This window comes from Sorangium sp. So ce381 (genome assembly GCF_051473845.1).
GTDB classification, from domain to species: Bacteria; Myxococcota_A; Polyangia; order Polyangiales; family Polyangiaceae; genus Sorangium; species Sorangium atrum.
In genome coordinates this window covers 7656529-7675831 of record NZ_CP150336.1, presented here as the reverse complement: position 1 = coordinate 7675831, position 19303 = coordinate 7656529, and the positions used below count along the sequence as shown (strand labels likewise).

Below are 19303 nucleotides of genomic sequence, written 5' to 3'. Positions count from 1 at the left end.
GGGCTCTCGGCGGTGGCTTGCTCCGATGACGATTCCACGGGCACCGGCGGCGGTGCCGCCTCCAGCACGACGAACGGCAGCAGCTCGAGCCAGGCCAGCAGCGGCAGCGGCTCCAACCAGGGCGGCGGCGGCGCTGGCGAGGGCGGCGGCGGCGCGGCGGCCGGCACCGGGGGCGAGGGCGGCGGCGGCGCGGCGGCCGGCACCGGGGGCGAGGGCGGCGGCGGCGCGGCGGCCGGCACCGGGGGCGAGGGCGGCGGCGCGCCTCCGAGCGATCCCGCCTGCGGCGCGGACGCGGCGGCGTTCGCCGACGTGGAGCCCATCCTGACGAGGAGCTGCGCGAACCAGTACTGCCATGGCAACGCCGGCGCACCGTCCGGCGGGCTCGACCTCCGCGCGAGCGCGGCCGTGGGCAAGCTCGTCGATCAGGACAGCGCGTCTTGCTCCCGCGAGCAGGCGCTCGTCGTGCCATTCAAGCCGAGCAGCAGCTATCTCATGAACAAGCTGAAGGAGGTCGGCCTGTGCGACCCTGACGAGAGCAGGATGCCGCCGACCGCACCCTTGCCCGCGGCCGATATCAAGACGATCAACGACTGGATCTGCGCGGGCGCCCCCGCCCGCTGAGCGCTGCCCCTGCTCAGCGCCGGCGCGCGCCCGCGATCGCCGCGCGCTGCTCGATCAGCTCGATCTCGTGGGCGCCCGCCGCCATCTTCGCCGCGTGGCGCGCGGCGGCTACCGCCGACCATGCGATCAGCGCGTCGCTCGACGGTCAGAGCTGCGTGGAGGAATTGATTCTGGAGCCGGCGCTGCGAACTGTGTATCGTACGTGGCCATGAGATTACAGCGCGTCCTCGAGCCCGAGGTGATGGATTCGGAACAAGAAGCGGGCGACTACGACGCTATCGACAACCGCGAGGTGAACGAGCAGTTCTGCGCTGATGTGCTCGCGGTCGCCCCTGCTCCGCGGAGAGCCCTCGACGTGGGGACGGGCACCGCGCTCATCCCGATCGCGCTCTGCCGTCGCGCGGCGGGCGTGCACGTCGTGGCCATCGACATGGCGGATTCGATGCTCGCCCTGGCGCGACGCAACGTCGAGCGGGCGGGGCTGGCATCCCGCATCGAACTCGCCCGGCGCGACGCCAAGGACACCGGCTACCCGCGCGGGTTTGATCTCGCGCTGTCCAACAGCATCGTCCACCACATCCCGGAGCCCTTCGAGACGCTGCGCGAGATGGTCCGCGTCGTCGAGAGCGGGGGTGTCGTGTTCGTGCGCGATCTGGCGCGCCCACCGTCGGATGCGGACGTGCTCCGCCTGGTCGAGATGCACGCCGAGGTCCCGGATGGCGTTCCTGTCCCGGAGCGTGACGTGTATCTCCGCCAGCGCGCACTCTTCGAAGCCTCGCTCCGCGCCGCGCTCACGGTCGAAGAGGTGAACGAGCTGATTCGCGAGCTGCCGTTCTCGTCGGTGGATCTCCGCATGACGAGCGATCGGCATTGGACCCTGGTCGGGCGGGTCCGCTGAGCCGACCGCGGCGCGGCGGCCGTCACGCTGTCACGGCGTCACATCACCCCAGCGACAGCTGACCCGGCCCGCAGGCGCATCTTCGCCTGGTACTCGTCGAGCACGAAATCGAGCTGCTCGTACGACTCGAAGAGATAGTACTGCGCCTGATGATCCGAGAAGTGGATGTCCTTCTCGATGACCGCTATCGAGAACGGGCGGATGTCGGCCCCTGGCTCATACAGGGCGGCGCACTCCGAGAGGGAGGAGAGCAGCCCCGCTCCGAGGACCCGGTACGAATCGCGCGTCCCGATGAGCCCGAACTCGATGCTCCACAGGAAGACGCGCGCGAGGTGCGTGAGCTCCGAGGGGTTCGCGAGCAGGTGGCGCTGCACGCGGTCGACCTCCGCCTCGGCGGCGGCGACGAGGTCGCGCGGGGCATCGGGGTCGCTCTTCAGCGCGCCCATCCGGCGGTTCGCCAGGTAGAGCGCGTGGTCCCAGGGGGACGCCTCGGCGCGAGCCGTCATGGCGGCCAGGCGCTGGAGGTACCGCTGGTAGGGGGCATGAAAGAGCAGCGGGAGGTGACCAAAGATGTCATGCACGAGATCCGGCGTAGGAGAGAAATCGATGTGCGCCATGTGCCGAACGTTGCGCGACATGGGGAATATCCGGTTCGCGATGAGCTCCGCGTAGACGGGGGCGGGGATGTAGCCCTCGACGCACACGGCCATCCATCCTGTCGGCGCGAGCTTCGCATTGATGGCCTCGAGCGTGGGGATCCGCTCCTGGTCGAGCCCGAGGTCCTTGAGACCCGCGATGTACGGCTCGTAGAGCCGCTCTGCGTACTGCTCCACGGCCTGCAGGTTCCTGCGCACGAGCGTGCGCCAGACGAGGTGCTCTGTCTCGGTATATTGTTCGTGCCGCTGCGGCATCACGAAGTCGCGCGCGCTCGCTGGTACGCGGCGCGTGGCGAGCCAAGCGGGCGCCCCCGCCGACCGCCGGAGGCGCTCGCCCCCCTGGAGGGGCGCGTCGCTCGCCAGCGAGGAGGCGGCGCGGCTCGCCCCCGCGTCGTACCGCGACAGCGCGGCCGACCCGACGATGCGTCGGGCGAGCTCGCCGCAGGAGCCGTGCGTACGAGCGGTGAGTCGACGTTCGGTCGTGCCGGTCCGGGTCAGGCCGATAGAATGGTTGACGGATGCCGACCTCACAGCGAGACAGCGAGCCTCACTCTGGGTTACATGAGCGGTGGTGTGCGTGCCGATCCGTGATTTCGTTGTCATCGACCTATGCTCTCTTTCGGTCCAGTGGGGCACCCCGCGCAGACACACGACCGCGTCGATCTCACCAGCAGAGACGCGCCCGTGAGGCGCCCGCTAGATCGACTCTGTCGCGCAGCTGGGGACTCGCTGAAGCAAGTTGATGGGTGGCCGCTGGCGCGTGCATGATTGTTGTGCACGCCCCATGCCAGGAGAGCGCCGGCGGGTACGCCCGCCGCGGCGGTCGAGGTCCACGAAGGAACCCAGGTGACGTGCGCTCCGGCGCGCTGGAGTCCGCGTGAAACGCTCGCTGGCCGCCGCATGCGACACCGACTGGCCGGCCAGTGGCCGGTCGTCCTGTGTGCCGGCGCAGCTGGCACGACGCAGGGCGTTGGCGTCACATCCTCGGCCTCGATTCCGCAGGAATCAGCCGACGCCGCCGTTCGTGCCGGCGCGTGCCGCGGTCAGCCGTGGGCCTGGAGAAACGAGAGGAGGCGCGCGTCGTTGTCCGGCCGACCCATGGAAACCTTCAGGGTTCCCGGGACATGCGCGTGCGCATTCGCAGCGAAGACGTCCGGCTCCCGCTCCAGCGCGGCGTACACCGCATCAGGGCGGCGGAGCCGGACTAGGACGAAGTTGGTGGATGTGGGATACACATACTCGACAGCCGGCGAGCGCGTGAGTGCGGCCACGAGAGCGGCTCGCTCGGCCCGTAGCCGGGCCAGCACGGCGCGGAGCTCGCCGACGCGATGGAGCTCCCGGGCCAGCGCGGCCTGGACGGGGGCCGTGCAGGCGAACGGGTCCTGGACGACGCGCAGCGTGTGGACCACGTCTGGGGCGGCGATCACCACGCCCGCCCGCAGGCCCGCGAGCCCCCACGCCTTCGAGAACGTCCTCAGCACGACGAGGTTCGGGTACTGGGAGACGAGCCGCGCGAACGAGCCGACATCCGCGAGCTCCACGTACGCTTCATCGACCACGACGAGCCCGCGCGAGCGCTGGACGAGCTCGAGCACCTGCTCGGCCGCGACCGTCGTCCCGACGGGGTTGTTGGGCGTGCACACGAACGTGAGCTTCGCGCCGAGCGCCGACATCGCCTCTGTCCTGAGCACGTTGAAATCGCGCCCCTCGAGCGGGACATCCACGACCTCGACGCCGTGGAACCTGGCGTACTGGGCGAACGCGGGGAACGTCGGCGTCGAGACGCACACGCGGTCCTCGCCGGGCTCGCAGAAGCAGCGGACGAGGAGGTCGATCCCGGCGATGGAGCCCGCCGTGAACAAGACTCCCTCCGGGTCGATGGAGGCTCGGCCCTCCACCATGGAGGGGCCAGCCTCCATGGAGGCTCGGCCCTCCACCATGGAGGGGCCAGCCTCCATCGGGGGGCGAGCCTCCATGGAGGGGCGAGCCTCCTCCAGAAGGTCGACGACCACGGCGTACCTCCGCGCGAGCTCGACCGGGACCGGGCACGGATAGGGTGCCCATTGGCCTCCATGTGGGTTGGTGAAGAGCCGCTCCGTGATGCCAGGCCGGTAGCCTGTGATGATGGGCGCCAGGCCGGCGTCCGCCAGCGTCCTCCGCGCGAGCGGTGAGCCGCGCTGGCTCAACCGGCCGCCTCGGCGAGCTCGGCCATCCGCGCGGTGAGCGCGTTCAGCATGTCCCACCCTTCCTTCTGGATGCGCAGACACCGCGCGTAGGCAGCCGGCGAGAGCCCTTTCAGCACCTCCAGCCCCATCTCGAGGTGGCCGTCGTCCGCGAGGTCATGTACGGCGAAGTGGTCTGTCTCGTTGAACTTCGCCATGATGGGGTGGGCGACCCGGTGAAACACCGTCGCGGCGCCCTCCAGGACGAGGTGCACGAGCACGGTCTTCTCCGCGTCGTCGATCGACAGCATCTTGGAGGCGAACCACGCCGAGCAAGCCTCGAGCAGCGGATCCCACACCGGCGCCCCCTTGCCATGCCGGCTCGCTGCGAGGTTCTCGTCGTGGCCGTACTCGCCCGCGAAATGCTGGCGCGCCAGGGCCAGATAACGCTCGTCGCGGCCGAACACCATGCGGCTCATGATGACCTTCTGGAAGTAGCCGGACCACACCTGGATGGTGTCGATCAGCCGCCCGCGTTGGGCGGCGTCGTTGACGCGCTCGCTCTCGACGAAGCGGAAGATCGCGTTGGACTTGTGCTCCTCCATGTACCGGTCGTTGCGGCGCAAGAGCTCCTCGTACTGAGATGCGCTCTCGTCCTTGAACGAGACGAGCGCGTCGTCGGGGCGCTCGTAGAGCCCGCGCGCCTCGAACTGGATGGACAGCGCCCAGTAGCCGTGCGTGCCCGCACCCACGAAGCCGTGAGCGCAGCCCCGCGGGATGGCGACGACATCGCCCTCAAGGAGCTCGGTCGTGACGTCCCCGAACATGCGACCCTGACCGGCACACATGACGATCATCGTCTCGATGGGGTGCTCATGGGCGTCGAGCGTCTCGCCGGGCTCGAGGTGGACCCACGCCATCGAGAGACGTGTGTTGTCAGGGATGAACTGGGAGAGGACCGGATCCCGGCGGAAGTCCTTGTGGAGGCCGAGCCCGTGCTCCTTTCCATCGACGATGACAGAGCGGAGCGTCGGGATGGCCTCGCGCCGGATCACGGTGACCTTGTTCAACGTTCTCTTGCTCATGTGTTCTTCTCTCTCGCGACGCCCTCGACAAGCTGCCTTGATGGCTCCTCGATCGCGGGCGTGCACAGGCGGTCGCGGATGTCCTGCTGATTGAAAACGTGCTCGACCTCCCCCCGAGGCCCCGCCGCCCCCGCGAGGCCAGCGCCGCGCGGGGCGACGCGTTGACCGCGGCTCAAGCGCGCAGACCCTCGATGATGTCGAAGCCGGACGCGAGCGCCACGCAGCGGGTCAGCTCGAGGCCGGAGGCCTCGTAGAGGCGAGCGTATTCGGCCCGCGTGCGCTCGCGTCCCCCCGTCATCACGAGCATGTTCACGTCGACGAGCTTGCTCCAGTGGTACCCGTCGTGATCCGGGATGACGCGCTCGAGGACGAGGAGCTTGCCGCCTCGAGGCAGCGCCGCGGCGCACCGCGAGAGGATCCGCACGCACTGCTCGTCGGTGCACATGTGGAGCACGCTCTTCATCGTGCACAGCTCCATGGCGGGAACGGACTCCTCCGCGTTGCCATGAACGATGCTCACCCGGTCCGCCACACCCAGGCTCCGGAAGTTGTCCGGCGCGCCGCGGACGGAGATGGGCAGGTCGAAGAGGACGCCGCGCAACCCGGGGAGCTTGGCGAGGATGGTCGCGAGGAAGATGCCATACCCGCCGCCCACGTCCGTGATCGTCGAGACGCCGGTGAAGTCGTACGCCTCCGCCGTCTCACGCGCCGCGCGGGTCGTGATCTCGTGCCAGCCTTGGTGGAAGAGCTCTGCCGTGACGGGCTGCTCCGGAAGCCACTCGAAGAGCGGCTTGCCGCGTCGCCGATCGAAGGCGCAGCGCCCGGTCCGGACGGACTCGAGGAGGTCCCCCCACGTCTGGTAGACCTCGCCGCCGGAGAACATCCGAATCTCCTTCGCCATGGACTGCTCGTGATCGGAGCGCAGGTAGGCTCCGACGGGCGTCAGGGAGACTCGGCCTTCCGCGTCGCGCGCGAAGAGATCGACGGACACGAGCAGCCGAAGGAGGCGCTCGGTCGCGTCGGCGTCGGTGCCGAGCTGCTGGGCGAGCTCCGCCGCCGTCCGCGGGCCTCCGGCCAGCGCGTCAGCGATGCCCAGGTTGACGGCAGCATAGAGCGCACACGAGAAATAATAGCCATGGGCAGCGAGACGGAGCGCGTCTCTGTCGGGTAGCTTGGGGAGCATGGGCTTTGGCTTTCTTCAGGGCGCCGCTGCGTTCTGGGTGCGCGTTGGCTCGCAACCCTTGCCGCGCGTCCGCTTCCCCGCTTATGTTATCGCGGCAGAAGAGCGCTAGGAAGGGATCAAGTGACCGATGAACTCACGACCGGCGACGACCGACACCACGGCGGACTCGCGCGATACGAGCGGCAAGATCCAGCGGGCGCTCGCGCAGCCAGCGCTGTTTGACGGTGGGCCCCGGCGTGTTCCCCTCCAGCAGGCGGTCGCGCCGCTTCGCGAGGAGGCCGCGAAATACCTCGTGGAGCGGGGATTCACGAGCCGCCCCCTTCCCCTGGAGGAGCTGCACCACCACGTCTCGGCGGAGGACCAGGCCTGGACGGCGGAGAGGCTGAGTCGCCCCTCCTGCGAGCTCGCCAGCGCCTCGCCTGGCCTGCTCGCCGCATACCACGACCTCGTGCGGCTCGTCGCGCGCGAGGTGCTCGGCTTCGACGTCGTCTTCGAGCGCACTCCGACGATCCGCTTTCACTTCCCCGTGCCGGCTCCCCAGCGCTTCCGCGCGCCGGACGGCACCCTGCTCGCCCACCACTCGGACATCCTGCTGGGGGACTACTTCGAGCAAATCAACATGTGGCTCCCGCTGACGGACGCCGCGGGCTCGGCCTGCCTCCTGGCGACGCCGTTCGAGACCAGCATCGAGGTGCTGCGCGCCTTCGCGGCGAGCGTCGGCCACGATTTCGAGCGCTTCCGCACGGGGCGCACCGCGTTCTATGAGCTGCTCGTCTCGGACGACGCGCTCCGCGGCAAGCTCTGCGCTGCGTGCCTGCCGGTGCCCGTGCGGTGGGGCGATCTGCTGATGTTCGATCCCCGCGTGGTGCACGGGACGGCGGAGAACCGCGAGGACACGACCCGCGTGAGCATCGACTTTCGCGTGGTCCCCCTGGACGCGTACGAGCGCCTCGTCGCCGAGGACGCCGGAAAGCACACGATCGAAGGGCACGCCGCGGTGCGAGGGGGCTTCTACGACGAGCGCTCCGCCTTCCAGCTATGACCGCCGCCGCGGAAGACGCCCGGCGCTCCCCGGCGGAGGACGCGGCGCCCTCGCGCCTGCCCCCCGACGCGCGCTCCCCGATCGCGTCACGCCTCGTGTTCGCGTGGGTCGGGCCGCTCCTCGACCGCGCGGCGTCGAGGACGCTGGCCGCTGACGATCTCTTCGATCTCCACGAGAAGGAGGCGCCGCGCCGGTCGACGGCCGCCCTCGAGGAGGCGCTCCGCCGGCACGGCGGGCGCCTCGGGCGAGCGCTCCTCTCGACGGCGGGGCCGGCCATCGCGCTCGCGCTCGGCCTCGGGCTCGCCCACGCGGCGTCGAGCGTGTCGCTCCCGGGCGTGCTCGAGCGCTTCCTCCAGTGGCTGGAGACGCCCGACGCGCCGGTCCGCGAGGGCCTGCTGCTGACCGCCGCCCTGTTCCTCGGCAGCGTCTGCGCCTGGGGGCTGCTCCACCACTGCTTCTTCGTCCTCGGCAAGATGACGTTCCGCGTGCGCGCGGCGCTCACGGGCATCACGTTCCGCAAGCTCCTCCGGGCGGCCCCGCGCGCCCGTCACGGCGGCTCTCTGGGCACGGTCGTCAACCTGGTATCGAACGACGTCATCCGGGCCAGCACGGCGATCGAGGACGCCGCCCTCATCGTCATCTCGCTGAGCATCATCGTGCTCGCGGCGCTCCTGCTCTACTCGCTCGTCGGCGCCGCGAGCGTGGCGGGCATCCTCGCCCTCGCGGCGATGACGCCCATCACGAACCGCCTCGCGCGCGCCCTCGAGCGCGTGTCGAGCGAGCTCGCGCAGAAGACGGATCATCGGCTGGGGCTCCTCTCGGACGCGCTCCGCGGGATCCGCGCGCTGAAGCTGAACGGCTGGGAGGACGTGCTGCTCGCCCGCGTGGAGGAGGCGCGGCGCGGGGAGCTCCGGCTCCTCGATCGCAAGGCGTTCGGCCTCGCGGCGCTCAACGTCGTCTTCCAGACCGGGCCGATCCTGGTCGCCCTCGTCACGTTCGCCGTCCACGCCGCGCTCGGCGGCGCCCTGGACGTGCCGATCGTGATGTCGACGATTGCCGTCCTCGGCATCCTCCGGCCGCCGCTCCTCTTCCTGCCGCGTCTCCTCATGTCGGTCATCGAGGGCCGCGTCGCGCTCCAGCGGATCGAGGCGTTCTTCGCCATCGAGGAGCTCGCGCCCGCGGCGCCGGCGGTGGCCCCCCCGGGGACCGTGCGGCTCGAGCGCGCGGACGTGTCGTGGGCAGGCGCGCCGGTCCTGCGGCAGATCGACCTCCGCCTCGCGCCGGGAGAGCTCGTCGCCGTCGTCGGGGCGGCCGGCAGCGGCAAGACGACGCTGCTCACGGCCATCGCGGGCGAGGCCACCTTGCTCGCCGGCCAGCGGGAGGTCTCGGGGCGCATCGCCTTCGCGCCGCAGGAGCCGTGGGTGCTCGGCGAGTCCATCCGCGACAACGTCCTCTGCGGAGCGCCGCTGGACGACGGGCGGTACAGGCGCGTCCTCGCCGCCGCTGGGCTCGACGTCGACGTACGAGATCGCCCGGGCGGCGACACCACGGCCGTGGCGGACGCCGGAGCGAGCCTGTCGGGCGGGCAGCGCCAGCGCGTCAGCTTCGCCCGCGCGGCGTACGCGGACGCGGAGGTCGTCCTCCTCGACGACCCGCTGAGCGCGCTCGACGAGCGGCTCGCCGATCAGGTCTTCGAGCGCGCTGTGCTGGGCGAGATGGCAGGCCGGACGCGCGTCCTCGCGACGACCCGCCTGCACTACGCCCGGCGCGCGGACCGCGTGGTGGTGCTCGACGGGGGGGCGATCGTGGAGCAAGGCCGCCCGGACGATCTCCTGCGCGCCGGGGGAGCGTTCGCCCGCCTCGACGAGATCGCGCGGGCCACCGCGTCCGCCGGGCCCGCGGAGGAGGTCCGGGCCGCGAGGGGCGGCGTCGTGTCCCAGGACAGCGCGTCGCCGGCCAGCGGGCACGACGGGCGCGCCGCGCCGGCGCCGGCGGGTGAGGACGAGGAGGCCGCGGGCGACGAGGAGCGGGCGGCGGGCGCCGTGCCGTTCGACGTCTACCGCGACTACCTGCGCTCCATGGGCCCCCTGGGCTTCGCGGCCGCGGTGGCCGTGCTCTTTATCCTGCGTGAGCTGCTCGCCGTCGGCGGCGACGCCTGGCTGGCGCTCCGCTCCGGCGCCCCCGGCACGCCCGCGCGCGCCGTCGTCGAGGGATATGCCCTGTTCGGGGCGCTGGCGGCGATCGCTACGTTCGCGCGCTCGCTGATCGTCGCGCGCGGAGGCGTCGAGGCGGCCAGGAGATGGCACGACAGGCTGCTGAGCGGCGTCGCGCACGCGCCCTTCGCGTTCTTCGACGCGACGCCCATCGGCCGGGTGTTGAACCGCTTCACCCGCGATCAGCGCGCCGTGGACACGGCCGTGGTCCCTGCCGCCCTCGACACGCTCAACGTCCTCTTCGCGCTCGCCTCCGCCCTGGCCGTCGTGGTCGTGAGCTCGCCTTATGCGCTGCTCGTGCTCGCGCCGCTCCTCGCCGTGTACCTGCGGGTGCAGCGGCGCTTCCGCCTGGCGTCGCGCGAGGTCGCGCGCCTCGACGCGGTGGCTCAGGCGCCCCTCCTGTCGAGCGTCGAGCAGGTGTGGGTGGGCCTCCCGTGCGTCCGGACCCTCCGGCGCGAGGGCCATTTCGACGCGCGCTTCTTCGCGCGCGTCGCCGAGGCCCAGCGCACCGCGTACGCGCAGCTCGGCCTGGAGCGCTGGCTCTCCTTCAACCTGGACGCCCTCGGGGCCGTGCTCCTGGGGACCACGGCGCTGCTCACCATCGCCCTGCGTGGGTGGGGGTCGTTGGCGCTGGGGAGCCTGGCCGTGACGTACGTGCTCACCATCACGAGCAGCCTCCAGCGCGCGGTGCATGCCAGCGCGGAGCTGGAGATCAGCATGACGGCGCTCGAGCGCGTGCGGGAGTTCTCGCGGCTCGCCCCCGAGGCTCGCGGGGCATCCGCCGCGGAGACGACCTGGCCGATGGAGGGGAGCGTCGAGTTCGATCGGGTCGAGCTCGCCTATCGAGATGGCATCGTCCCCGCGCTGCGCGGCGTCTCGTTCACCGCGCGTCCCGGGGAGAAGATCGGCGTCGTGGGGCGGTCGGGCTCGGGGAAGAGCAGCCTCGTGGCGGCGCTGCTGCGGACCGCGCCCATCCAGGCCGGCCGGATCCTGGTGGAAGGAGTCGATATCATGAGCGTGCCGGTCGACGCGTTGCGCTCGCGTCTCACTGTCGTGCCCCAGGATCCGGTGCTGTTCGGCGGGACCTTGCGCACGAACCTCGATCCGCGGGGCCAGCACGATGACGAGGCCCTCTGGCGCGCCCTCTCCAGCGCCGGCGTGCGGGACGCGCTCTCGGCGCAGGGGATCGGGCTCGACAGCGACATGGGCGGGCATGCGGCCCGGCTCGGCGCCGGCCATCGCCAGCTCGTGTGCCTGGCGCGGGCGCTCCTCCGCGGCTCGCGCGTCGTGGTGCTCGACGAGGCGACCGCCAGCGTCGACGTCGAGAGCGAGGGGCGCCTCCTCGACGCGCTCGATACCGCGCTGTCCGACACCACCGTGATCATCATCGCGCATCGCCTCGAGGCGCTCCGCGGCGTCGACCGGGTCCTCATCATGGATCGCGGCGAGGTCGTGAAGGTCGTCAACGCCGCGGGCGCGGCGCAAGCCGTGCTGCCGGCGCTCGCGCCCTTCGTCGAAGGTGACGCGTGACCGGCCAGCCCGGAGCGGCGACGCTGCTGGAGTCCGAGCTGGCGCTCGGGGTCTTCGAAGCGCTGTTCGTGCGCCTCTACGAGCTCTCCGGGCCGGCGCTGCCGCTCCAGCAGATCATGCACTGGGTCCGTCGGTTCCAGGTCGATTGCCCTGCCGTGGACCACGAGCGGACGCTGGTCTTCGGCGGTTATTTCTACAACTTCTCGAGCGTGGCGCCGTCGGCGGACGCCATCGCCGAGGCGCGCGCGCGGGCGCGCGCGCTGGGGGCCGCGCAGCTGCTCGTGCCCACCGTGCGCCGCACCTCGGACAGGGCGGCGCTCCGCGACGCCGGGTTCCTCGCGCTCCCGTGGTTCATCGAGGCGATCGTCGATCTGCGCGATGGGGTGGACGCCGCGCTCGCCGAGCGCCTCTCCTTGCACCAGCGCAAGGAGCTCGCGCGCCTCGTGCGGCGCGCCGAGGAGACCTATGACCTCGTGTTCCTGGAGGGCGAGGAGGCGTTGCGCGACCCGGCAGCCATGCGCGAGGTGGCGCGGCTGCACGGCATGAACATCGAGAAGTACGGGCACGCGCGGAACTTCTACGACGAAGGGACACTCGCGGCGATCGCGGCGTCCGCGCTCGGCCCGCACCTGCTGCTCTGCCTGCGTCGCGAGCGCGCGACCGGCGAGGCGGTGCAGGCGTCCGTGAACTTCATCGACAGGACGAGGGGCCAGCTCTTCCAGATGGTGCAGGGGATCGATCGCGCGAGGGTGCCGGGCGGCCAGAACCTCTACATCGCCGAGACGCTCCAGATGTACCGGCTGGCGGAGCGGGCGGGCCTGCGGGAGGTCCACCTCGGGCGAGGTGGCCACCCGGCCAAGCGCAAGCTCGGCGCGAACCGTTTCCGCCTCCTGGAGAACTGGGTATACGCGCCCGCCGCCGCGCGCGCGGAGCTCACGACCCTGCGCGCGGCGGCCGTCCAGGCGCTCGGCCTGGACGACGACGAGGCGCGCGCGGCCGGCGATTTCACGCTCGAGTGAAGAGCCCCGCGCCGCGGGGAGAAGGTCACAATGGCACACGTGCTTCTGGTGGGTGGACACGAGGATACCGTCGGGCGGATCACCTCGACCGGCGTCAAGCTGACCGTGTTCCAGAGTCGCGCCATGGCGACACCGCAACAGGTGGAGTCGGCGACTCGGCTCTTTGTTTTCAACTATGAAGATCTGAACGAGACGCTGCAGCTCGCCCGCGCCGTCCACGCCGTCGAGCCCGTGTCGGCGGCCCTCTCCTTCACGGAGTACGGTCTCGAGCCGGCTGCCGCGGTCTGCGAGGCCCTCGGCGTCCCGGGCAACCCGCCGGGCGCCGTCCGTGCGACCCGCGACAAGGTCGAGATGCGTCGCCTCCTCGCCGGCGGCGACGTCGGCACGACGCGCTTCTCCGAGTGTCCATCGTTCGAGCACCTCGAGCGCTTCCACGCCGAGATCTCGGGCCCCCTCATCCTCAAGCCCGCGCGCGGCTCGGGGAGCGAGGGCGTCTCGATGGTGAGGGACGGGCAGGGCCTGCGCGCCGCGTGGGACCGGAGCTCGGCCGCGGGGGTGCTCCCCCTGATGGCGGAGGAGTTCATCGACGGCGAGGAGATCAGCGTCGAGACGCAGAGCGTGGACGGGCGGCACGAGGTCGTCGCCATTACCGAGAAGCTGACCACGGGCGAGCCGGGCTTCGTCGAGGTGGGGCACCAGATGCCGGCGCGCTTCGATCCTTCGGAGGCGGAGCGCATCTCTGCGTGCGTGCTCCGCTTCCTCGACCGGATCGGGCACCGGCACGGTCCGGCTCACACGGAGCTCCGCCTGTCCTCCAGGGGGCCCAGGATCATCGAGTCGAACACGCGCCCTGGCGGCGACTTCATCTGGGAGCTCGCGCTCCTCACGCGCGGGGTCGATTTCGTGAAAGAGACCGTGCGGGCGCTCGTCGGCCTGCCGCAGGAGCCCCGCCGTCCCGTCGCCGAGGCGGCGGCGGTCCGGTTCTTCGCGGTCGACGGGGGCGCGCTTCAGGCCATCGAGGGCCTCGACGAGGCGCGCGCCATGCCCGGCGTGGTCCGGGTCTCCTGCTCGGCGAAGCCGGGCGACGCGCTCGGTCCGATCCTCTCCAGCGACTCGCGTCAGGGGTACGTGATCGCGACGGGCGCCTCGCGCGAAGAGGCCATCTCCCGCGCCTCCGCGGCGCACGCGAGGGTTCGCTTCGTCCGCGCGTGACCCGTCAGAGCGGGAGGAAATAGGAGAGCTTGACGAGCCCTACGTCCACCGCCGGGGCCGCGCCGAGCAGCGAGGGGCGGAGCGTCGCGATCGCCCCCTCGGCGAGCTCGACGAGGGGCGCCTGCGCCCGCGTGTACACGACATAGAGCGTCGATCCCAGGGCGTACTCCCACCGGAACACCACGCTCACGTTGAGCGCCACCTCCTCGACATCGGGGTTCATCGCGGGGGGCGCGGCGGGCTGCAGGGACTCGAGCGTGACGACGCGCGGCGCCCCGTCGCCGCGCGTCGCCGAGGACGCGGAGAAGTCCGAGAAATGCGCCGACGCGAGGAACAGCTGCCCGTAGGCCTGCAGCGTGATCCGTGGCGTGAAGGTGAACGTCGAGCGCACGGTCCCGCTGACGCTGCGCGCCGAGAGGCGGCCGAACAGCAGATCGTCCGGGCCGGGGCCCGATCCGGCGTACCGTGGCTCCCCGTCGGTCAGGAACACGCTCGAGAGGAGATCGAGCTCGAGCTGAGAGACGGGGCGCAGGTTCAGCTCGCCGTCAAACCCCACGTTCCTCCCGTTCCCGCGGAACTGCAGCGTGGAGGTGAGCTTCCCGGCGACCGGGGCGCGCGGGTCGGTCGAGATGGTCTGCACCGTCTCGATGGCCGGCGCGCGCTCGAGCGCGGTGCCGTCGCCCACCTCCCGATCATCGAAGTACGCGCCCATCAGCGCGACGTTGGCGAGGACGCTCCAGTAGCCGCGGAGCTTCCACGATGTCTCGACCTGGACCGTGCGCGCGAGCGCCAGTCCGTCGAAGTTGTTCTTGTAGCTGCCGAAGAGGGATGTGTGCGTCTCGAGCGTCGCCCACCACGGCTTCAGCGTGCGGTATTCGATGTTGATGCCCAGGCGCTGGAGGTTCTGCCGCTGGAGGTACCCGAGATCGTTGAGCGCCACCTTGGGCGCGTAGATGTCGCCGTAGAGCTCGCCGACCCAGTGCTCACCGCCATCCTTGATAAGATCGAGGAGCGCGCCGGGCGCGACGTCTCCCGACGCGATGACGGTGCCGTCTCGGAGGCGCTGCTCCGGTCCTGCGGTCACCGCGGTGGCGATGGCCTGGCCCTTGATGGTGTAATCTCCTCCGCGGGAGCGCCAGCGCCCGTCCACCCCGCCGACGAAGGCATTTCGAAAGCACCGGGCTCCCACCTCGGTGACAGACCCGTCGGGGCACAGCTGGCTGGGCGGCGCGGCGGCCTCCCCGGGCACGCTGGGATAGGCGGCCGAGCCCGAAAGGAGCTCGGGGACGTGCCCCGGCTCGCCGCGCAGGGCGGCTGTGCCGAGGAGCGCGACATGCGCGTTGTCTCCGAGCTCGCGCTTCACGCGGAGGAAGCCGTAGAGGGCCGATGGCTCCGTGAGGCGCAGCTCCCTGGGGCCCGTCGCGGGGGCGATCTCGACCGAGTTGGGCGCTGTCGTCGCGGTGAGCGCGCTCATGGACCAGTAGGGCCCGAGCGTGCCGGCGAGCTTGGCGGCGAACGGGATGGTCGTCGGGCCGGGCACGTCGGCGAGGCGCTCCCCGTAGGGCGCGTCGGTGCGCACGGCGGGCCACGGCGGCGCGAGCCCGATGCGGCGCGTGTAGAGCACCTGGATGGGCGTCGAGTACGCGTCGATCCCCGAGAGGAAGAAGGGGCGCAGCTCGGGGAACAGGACCTCGTAGTTCGTCAGGTTCAGGACGCGCTGGTCCGCCTCGACCTGGGCGAAGTCGGGGTTGACGGTGGCGTCGAGCGTGAGGTCCTCGGTGATGTTCCATGCGAGGTCGAGCCCCGCCGACGCGGATCCATCCACGCCGCTGTCAGCGACGGCGGGGTCGATATCACGCTTGCGGATCTGCGCCAGCGCGAACGGGCGCAGCGCGAGCTCGACGCGCGAGGGCACGTCGCGCAGGCCGGTGAGGCGACCATAGTGGGAGACCTCGCCGCCGACGGCTCGTGGGATGAAGGCCCATTCGTCCGTCTCCTGGCGCGCGGACACGTAGCGCCGGACCTGAAACCCCCATGCCATGTCGGGCGCCGCGTCGAACCGGAGGATGCGGTAGGGAATGCGCATCTCGGCCGTCCATCCCCGAGCCGTGCGGGCGGTCCGAGCCTCCCAGGCCTCGTCCCAGTCCGCGGAGATCTCGGTGTCGTTGTAGCGAAGGCTGTCGTAGAGGACTCCGGCCGCGTTGACGCCGAACTCGAAGGCGCTCGTCCCCGTGGAGCGGCTGTCGATGGCGACACGCACGTAGTCTGACTCGATCTCCCGATCGCGGCGGGTCAGCCGGGCGCGGAGCGGGGCAGAGCGCTGCTCACATTCCACGGCGACGTAGAGCGCGTCGTCCCCGTACAGGACGCGCACGAGGGTCCGCTCGACGGGCGAGCCCCCCTCGTCGGGGAACTTCTGGACGAAGGCGTCGCTCGGCGTCGCGCTGGCCCATACAGCGTCGTTGAGGGCGCCATCGACGGCGGGGGGCGTACGGGCCCGCGCGGCGGCGATGCGGGGGCGCCCGACCGAGGTCGGCAGGGGCGCCGGGGCTGCGGGGCTAGGGCTGGGCGGCGAGGAGCGCTCCGGCGCCGGGTTGGTCAGGGGTCGCTCGGAGGAAGGGTCCGTCGTGGTCACGCCTGACGGCGTTGGCGGCGGCGCGGGCGCCGAGTCGGTCTGGGCCGCCGCTGGGCGCGGGCCCCACGAGGCGGCGACGGCGAGCAGGATTGTGGCGGCGGCGCCCGTCGGGCGGCGGCGAAGCCGCGTCTCCAGGATCACGCGCCGAGGATAGTCGAGCGCGGCGGGGAGGAGGAAGCGCAAACGCCGCCGGCAGGAGCGGCAGGCTGCGGGTCGAGTCGCCCCCTGCCGAGGTGCATGCGAGTCGGCCGATCCGCGCCTGCCGAGCCGCACCGATCACTGGCAAACCGGGAATTGCGATGAGGTGGATTGCTCGGCGGTGGTGGTATTGATCGAGGTCTCGATCGTAGTCATCGGGGCGCCGAGAGGGCGGGCATACCGGTCATCTCCGCTCCGTGCAATCGACGACCGATTTTCTCGCCGATTCGCCCTCGGGGGGCCCTGCGCTACGGTCCTGGCCGCGGATCCTTGCAGCAGCGAAACCCGATCTCGTAGAACCGGAACATCGGTCCATGCGAGTCGTTGGTCCCCCGGCACCCGGCCCACGGCTTGGACCAGTAGCCGCCCTTCAGCGACGAGCGGTGTGGCCACTCGGGGCGCGAGGTCGACACCCACTCTTCGACGTTGCCGACCAGGTCGACGACGCCGTACGGGCTCACGCACGCCGGATACGAGCCCGACGGCTCTCCCTGCCAGAGCCGCTGCGTCTCGGCGGCCCGCACCGCCGGGTCGTCGGACGCGAGCCGCCGCTCGCTGATCCCCCGGTACGGCTTGCTCACGTTGCAGGCGGCCGGATCGTGCGCGTGGCCGTAGGGGAAGGGGAGCGCGGACGGCCCCTCGCACGCGAGCTCCCACTCGAACTCGGTGCAGAGGCGCTTGCCGACGGCGGCGCACTCCCGCTCGGCCTCGATGAAGCGGAGCATCACGACCGGCAGCGCGCCGGCCCGGTTCGGCCACTCGTGGCGGTCCATGCACGTGCGCACCGGCGTGAAGCGCGGCTCGGCGGCGAACAGGCCGGGGAAGAAGTCGAAGCAGTGGCCGCCGCGGTAGCTCGTGCAGATCCGCTGCACGTTCTCGGCGTGGGTGCCCTCGACGAGCACCATGTCGGACGGGCAGGACGCGGCGGGTCCGGGCCGGGGTGGCGCGTCAGCCTGGGCGAGCAGCGGGGCGAGCAGGAGGTCGAGGAGCACGCGGCGGGTCTCTATCGCAAAGCGGCGCGGCGGACGAGAGGCCGCGCGGCGGCTCGCCTCGATCCGCCCGTCGCGCCTGTGCCGCGCTCGCGCTCGGGCGCGCACCTGGGCTATTCTCGCGGCCCATGGGAATGGCGCTGCTCAGGATGCGCGCCGCTGCGCTCGCCGCCCTGGCCTGGGGAAGCGCTTGCGGTGGAAACGTGGTGGTCGACGGGATGCCCGACGGATCAGGAGGCGCCGGGGCGACGAGCTCCAGCGCGGTCAGCACGGGCGCGCTCGCGGTCAGCGTCGGCGTGGGCGGCTCCAGCGCGGTCGGCGCCGGCGTTGGCGGCTCCAGCGCGGTCAGCACCAGCGCGACCGCCACGTCAGGGACAGGGAGCGCCTCCACCGGGGCGGGCGGCGGCGATTCCTGGGCGATGTGCATGAAGTTCTGCGAGACCTATACGGATGCCTGCGAGCAGGTGGAGCCGGGTCAGTGCGAGGGGTTCTGTAAGCAGTATCTGGGCGAGGCGCCCCAGTGCAACTACCTGCTTTCCCAGTTCTTCGACTGCGCGGCGAACGGCGGCGTCGACTGCGACTTCGCCCTGGAGCGCTGCCAGCCGTTCCTGGCCAAGTACGACGAGTGCCGGGGCAACGGCCGCTGCTCGCCGCTCGAGTGCTTCACCGATTTCAACCGGGCCTGCTTCTGCAATGGCTCGTGCCCGAACGCGTCGTTGGGGGTCGAGTGCCACCCCGACATGCGCGACGGGTTCGTCTGCTCCTGCTTCGTCAACGGCAAGGAGCTGGCCACGTGCCAGGATGTCGGCCCGGCGTGCGAGCTCGCCCATGGCTGTTGCGAGCCGTTCTTCGACGAGTTTCGCTGAGGGACGCCCGCGCGGCGTCCGCCATGGGGGACCAGCCGGGGAGCGCGGCGCAGGGCGGAGCGCTCGCCGAGACGATCGGGCGCTGCGGGGGGCGCGGATCGACGCGGCGCTCGCGCCCGGGCGCGCACCTGGGGTATTCTCGCGGTCCATGGGAATGACGATGCTCAGGATGCGTACCGCTGCGCTTGCCGCCCTGGCGTGGGGGAGCGCGTGCGGTGGCAACGTCGTCGTCGATGGGATGCCCGACGGGTCGGGAGGCGCCGGGGCGACGAGCTCCAGCGCCGTCAGCACGGGCGCGTTCGGCTCCAGCGCGGTCAGCACGGGTGCGGTCTCGGTGAGCGTCGGCGTGGGCGGCTCCGGCGTGGGCGGTTCCACCGGGGTGACCGTCGGCGTGGGCGGCTCCAGCGCGGTGGGCACCGGTGGGGGCGGCATCGGCGGGAGCGGCTCCAGCGCGGTCAGCACCGGCGCGACCGGGATGGCCACGTCGGGGACAGGGAGCGCCTCCAGCGGGGCGGGCGGCGGCGAGGCCTGGTCGGCGTGCGTGCGCTTCTGCGAGCGTTACGCGGAGGCGTGTGGAGCGTCGGAGCCGGGCGGCTGCGGGACGACGTGTGACACGGAGCTGGCCCAGGCGCCCCAGTGCAACGATCTGCTCATCCCGTTCTTCGACTGCCTGACGAACGGCAGGTTCGACTGCGACGTCGTCGGGCCCCGGTGCCAGCGGTTCCTGGACGAGTATGACGTGTGCGTGAACGGCGACGGCTGCCCGGGGATCGAGTGCGCCGGCGATCGCGACAGGGCCTGCAGTTGCAAGGGAGCGTGCCAGGGCTTCGTCGTCGCGGCCGAGTGCCGCGCCCAGGGCGCCGGCAGGACCGTCTGCTCCTGCTTCGTCAACGGTGAAGAGGTGGCCTCGTGCGAGGACCGCGGCCCGGCGTGCGATCTCGGGCTGCGTTGCTGCGGGCCGTACTTCGAAGCGTTGCGCTGAACGAGCCGCGTT

The 19303-nt window shown here is 71.5% G+C and carries 14 protein-coding genes; 8 read left to right on the top strand and 6 right to left on the bottom strand.

The window, feature by feature from the left end:
* Window positions 1–12: 12 nt before the first annotated feature.
* Together WMF29_RS28425 and WMF29_RS28420 are read left to right on the top strand one after the other, a co-directional pair.
* Window positions 13–621: a hypothetical protein gene (locus WMF29_RS28425; protein ID WP_437323275.1), complete on the top strand. Its 609-nt coding sequence runs from the start codon at window positions 13–15 to the stop codon at window positions 619–621.
* A gap of 67 nt (window positions 622–688) precedes the next feature.
* Window positions 689–1519, top strand: a complete 831-nt coding sequence (locus WMF29_RS28420; protein ID WP_437323274.1) for a class I SAM-dependent methyltransferase — start codon at window positions 689–691, stop codon at window positions 1517–1519.
* A gap of 38 nt (window positions 1520–1557) precedes the next feature.
* On the opposite strand, the gene WMF29_RS28415 is transcribed toward WMF29_RS28420, so the two are convergent.
* The 4 genes from WMF29_RS28415 to WMF29_RS28400 all read right to left on the bottom strand — a co-directional run bounded on the left by WMF29_RS28415 (window position 1558) and on the right by WMF29_RS28400 (window position 6605).
* Entirely contained in the window at window positions 1558–2706 is a 1149-nt protein-coding gene (locus WMF29_RS28415) for a hypothetical protein (protein WP_437323273.1), read from the bottom strand.
* Window positions 2707–3218: 512 nt separating this feature from the next.
* Window positions 3219–4076 (bottom strand): aminotransferase class I/II-fold pyridoxal phosphate-dependent enzyme, encoded by an 858-nt coding sequence (locus tag WMF29_RS28410; protein ID WP_437323272.1) that lies wholly within the window; start codon window positions 4074–4076, stop codon window positions 3219–3221.
* Between the two features lie 281 nt (window positions 4077–4357).
* Entirely contained in the window at window positions 4358–5422 is a 1065-nt protein-coding gene (locus WMF29_RS28405; RefSeq protein WP_437323271.1) for a cupin domain-containing protein, read from the bottom strand.
* Between the two features lie 172 nt (window positions 5423–5594).
* The gene (locus WMF29_RS28400; protein WP_437323270.1) at window positions 5595–6605 is read right to left on the bottom strand and encodes a methyltransferase; all 1011 of its coding nucleotides are present in this window, start codon (window positions 6603–6605) and stop codon (window positions 5595–5597) included.
* A 127-nt stretch (window positions 6606–6732) separates the two neighbouring features.
* On the opposite strand from WMF29_RS28400, the gene WMF29_RS28395 reads away from it, so the two are divergent.
* From WMF29_RS28395 to WMF29_RS28380, 4 genes are read left to right on the top strand one after another with little or no spacing between them, the layout of a single operon-like run.
* Window positions 6733–7647: a phytanoyl-CoA dioxygenase family protein gene (locus WMF29_RS28395; protein WP_437323269.1), complete on the top strand. Its 915-nt coding sequence runs from the start codon at window positions 6733–6735 to the stop codon at window positions 7645–7647.
* Complete coding sequence (locus WMF29_RS28390; RefSeq protein WP_437323268.1) at window positions 7644–11390, top strand: ATP-binding cassette domain-containing protein; 3747 nt, start codon at window positions 7644–7646, stop codon at window positions 11388–11390. Before WMF29_RS28395 ends, WMF29_RS28390 begins: the two co-directional genes overlap by 4 nt.
* Window positions 11387–12409 carry a hypothetical protein gene (locus WMF29_RS28385; protein WP_272094181.1) on the top strand — a complete coding sequence of 341 codons (1023 nt, stop codon included), beginning with the start codon at window positions 11387–11389 and terminating at the stop codon, window positions 12407–12409. Before WMF29_RS28390 ends, WMF29_RS28385 begins: the two co-directional genes overlap by 4 nt.
* Before the next feature lie 30 nt (window positions 12410–12439).
* On the top strand, window positions 12440–13621 hold the full coding sequence (locus tag WMF29_RS28380; RefSeq protein ID WP_272094180.1) for an ATP-grasp domain-containing protein: 1182 nt from the start codon (window positions 12440–12442) through the stop codon (window positions 13619–13621).
* Between the two features lie 4 nt (window positions 13622–13625).
* Here WMF29_RS28380 and WMF29_RS28375 read toward each other — a convergent pair whose 3' ends face one another.
* Window positions 13626–16397, bottom strand: a complete 2772-nt coding sequence (locus WMF29_RS28375; RefSeq protein ID WP_437323267.1) for a DUF5916 domain-containing protein — start codon at window positions 16395–16397, stop codon at window positions 13626–13628.
* Window positions 16398–16702: 305 nt separating this feature from the next.
* Window positions 16703–17446, bottom strand: a complete 744-nt coding sequence (locus WMF29_RS28370) for a formylglycine-generating enzyme family protein (RefSeq protein ID WP_437323266.1) — start codon at window positions 17444–17446, stop codon at window positions 16703–16705.
* Between the two features lie 125 nt (window positions 17447–17571).
* On the opposite strand from WMF29_RS28370, the gene WMF29_RS28365 reads away from it, so the two are divergent.
* Complete coding sequence (locus WMF29_RS28365) at window positions 17572–18309, top strand: hypothetical protein (protein ID WP_437323265.1); 738 nt, start codon at window positions 17572–17574, stop codon at window positions 18307–18309.
* Window positions 18310–18478: 169 nt separating this feature from the next.
* The gene (locus WMF29_RS28360; protein WP_437323264.1) at window positions 18479–19291 is read left to right on the top strand and encodes a hypothetical protein; all 813 of its coding nucleotides are present in this window, start codon (window positions 18479–18481) and stop codon (window positions 19289–19291) included.
* Window positions 19292–19303 lie beyond the last annotated feature (12 nt).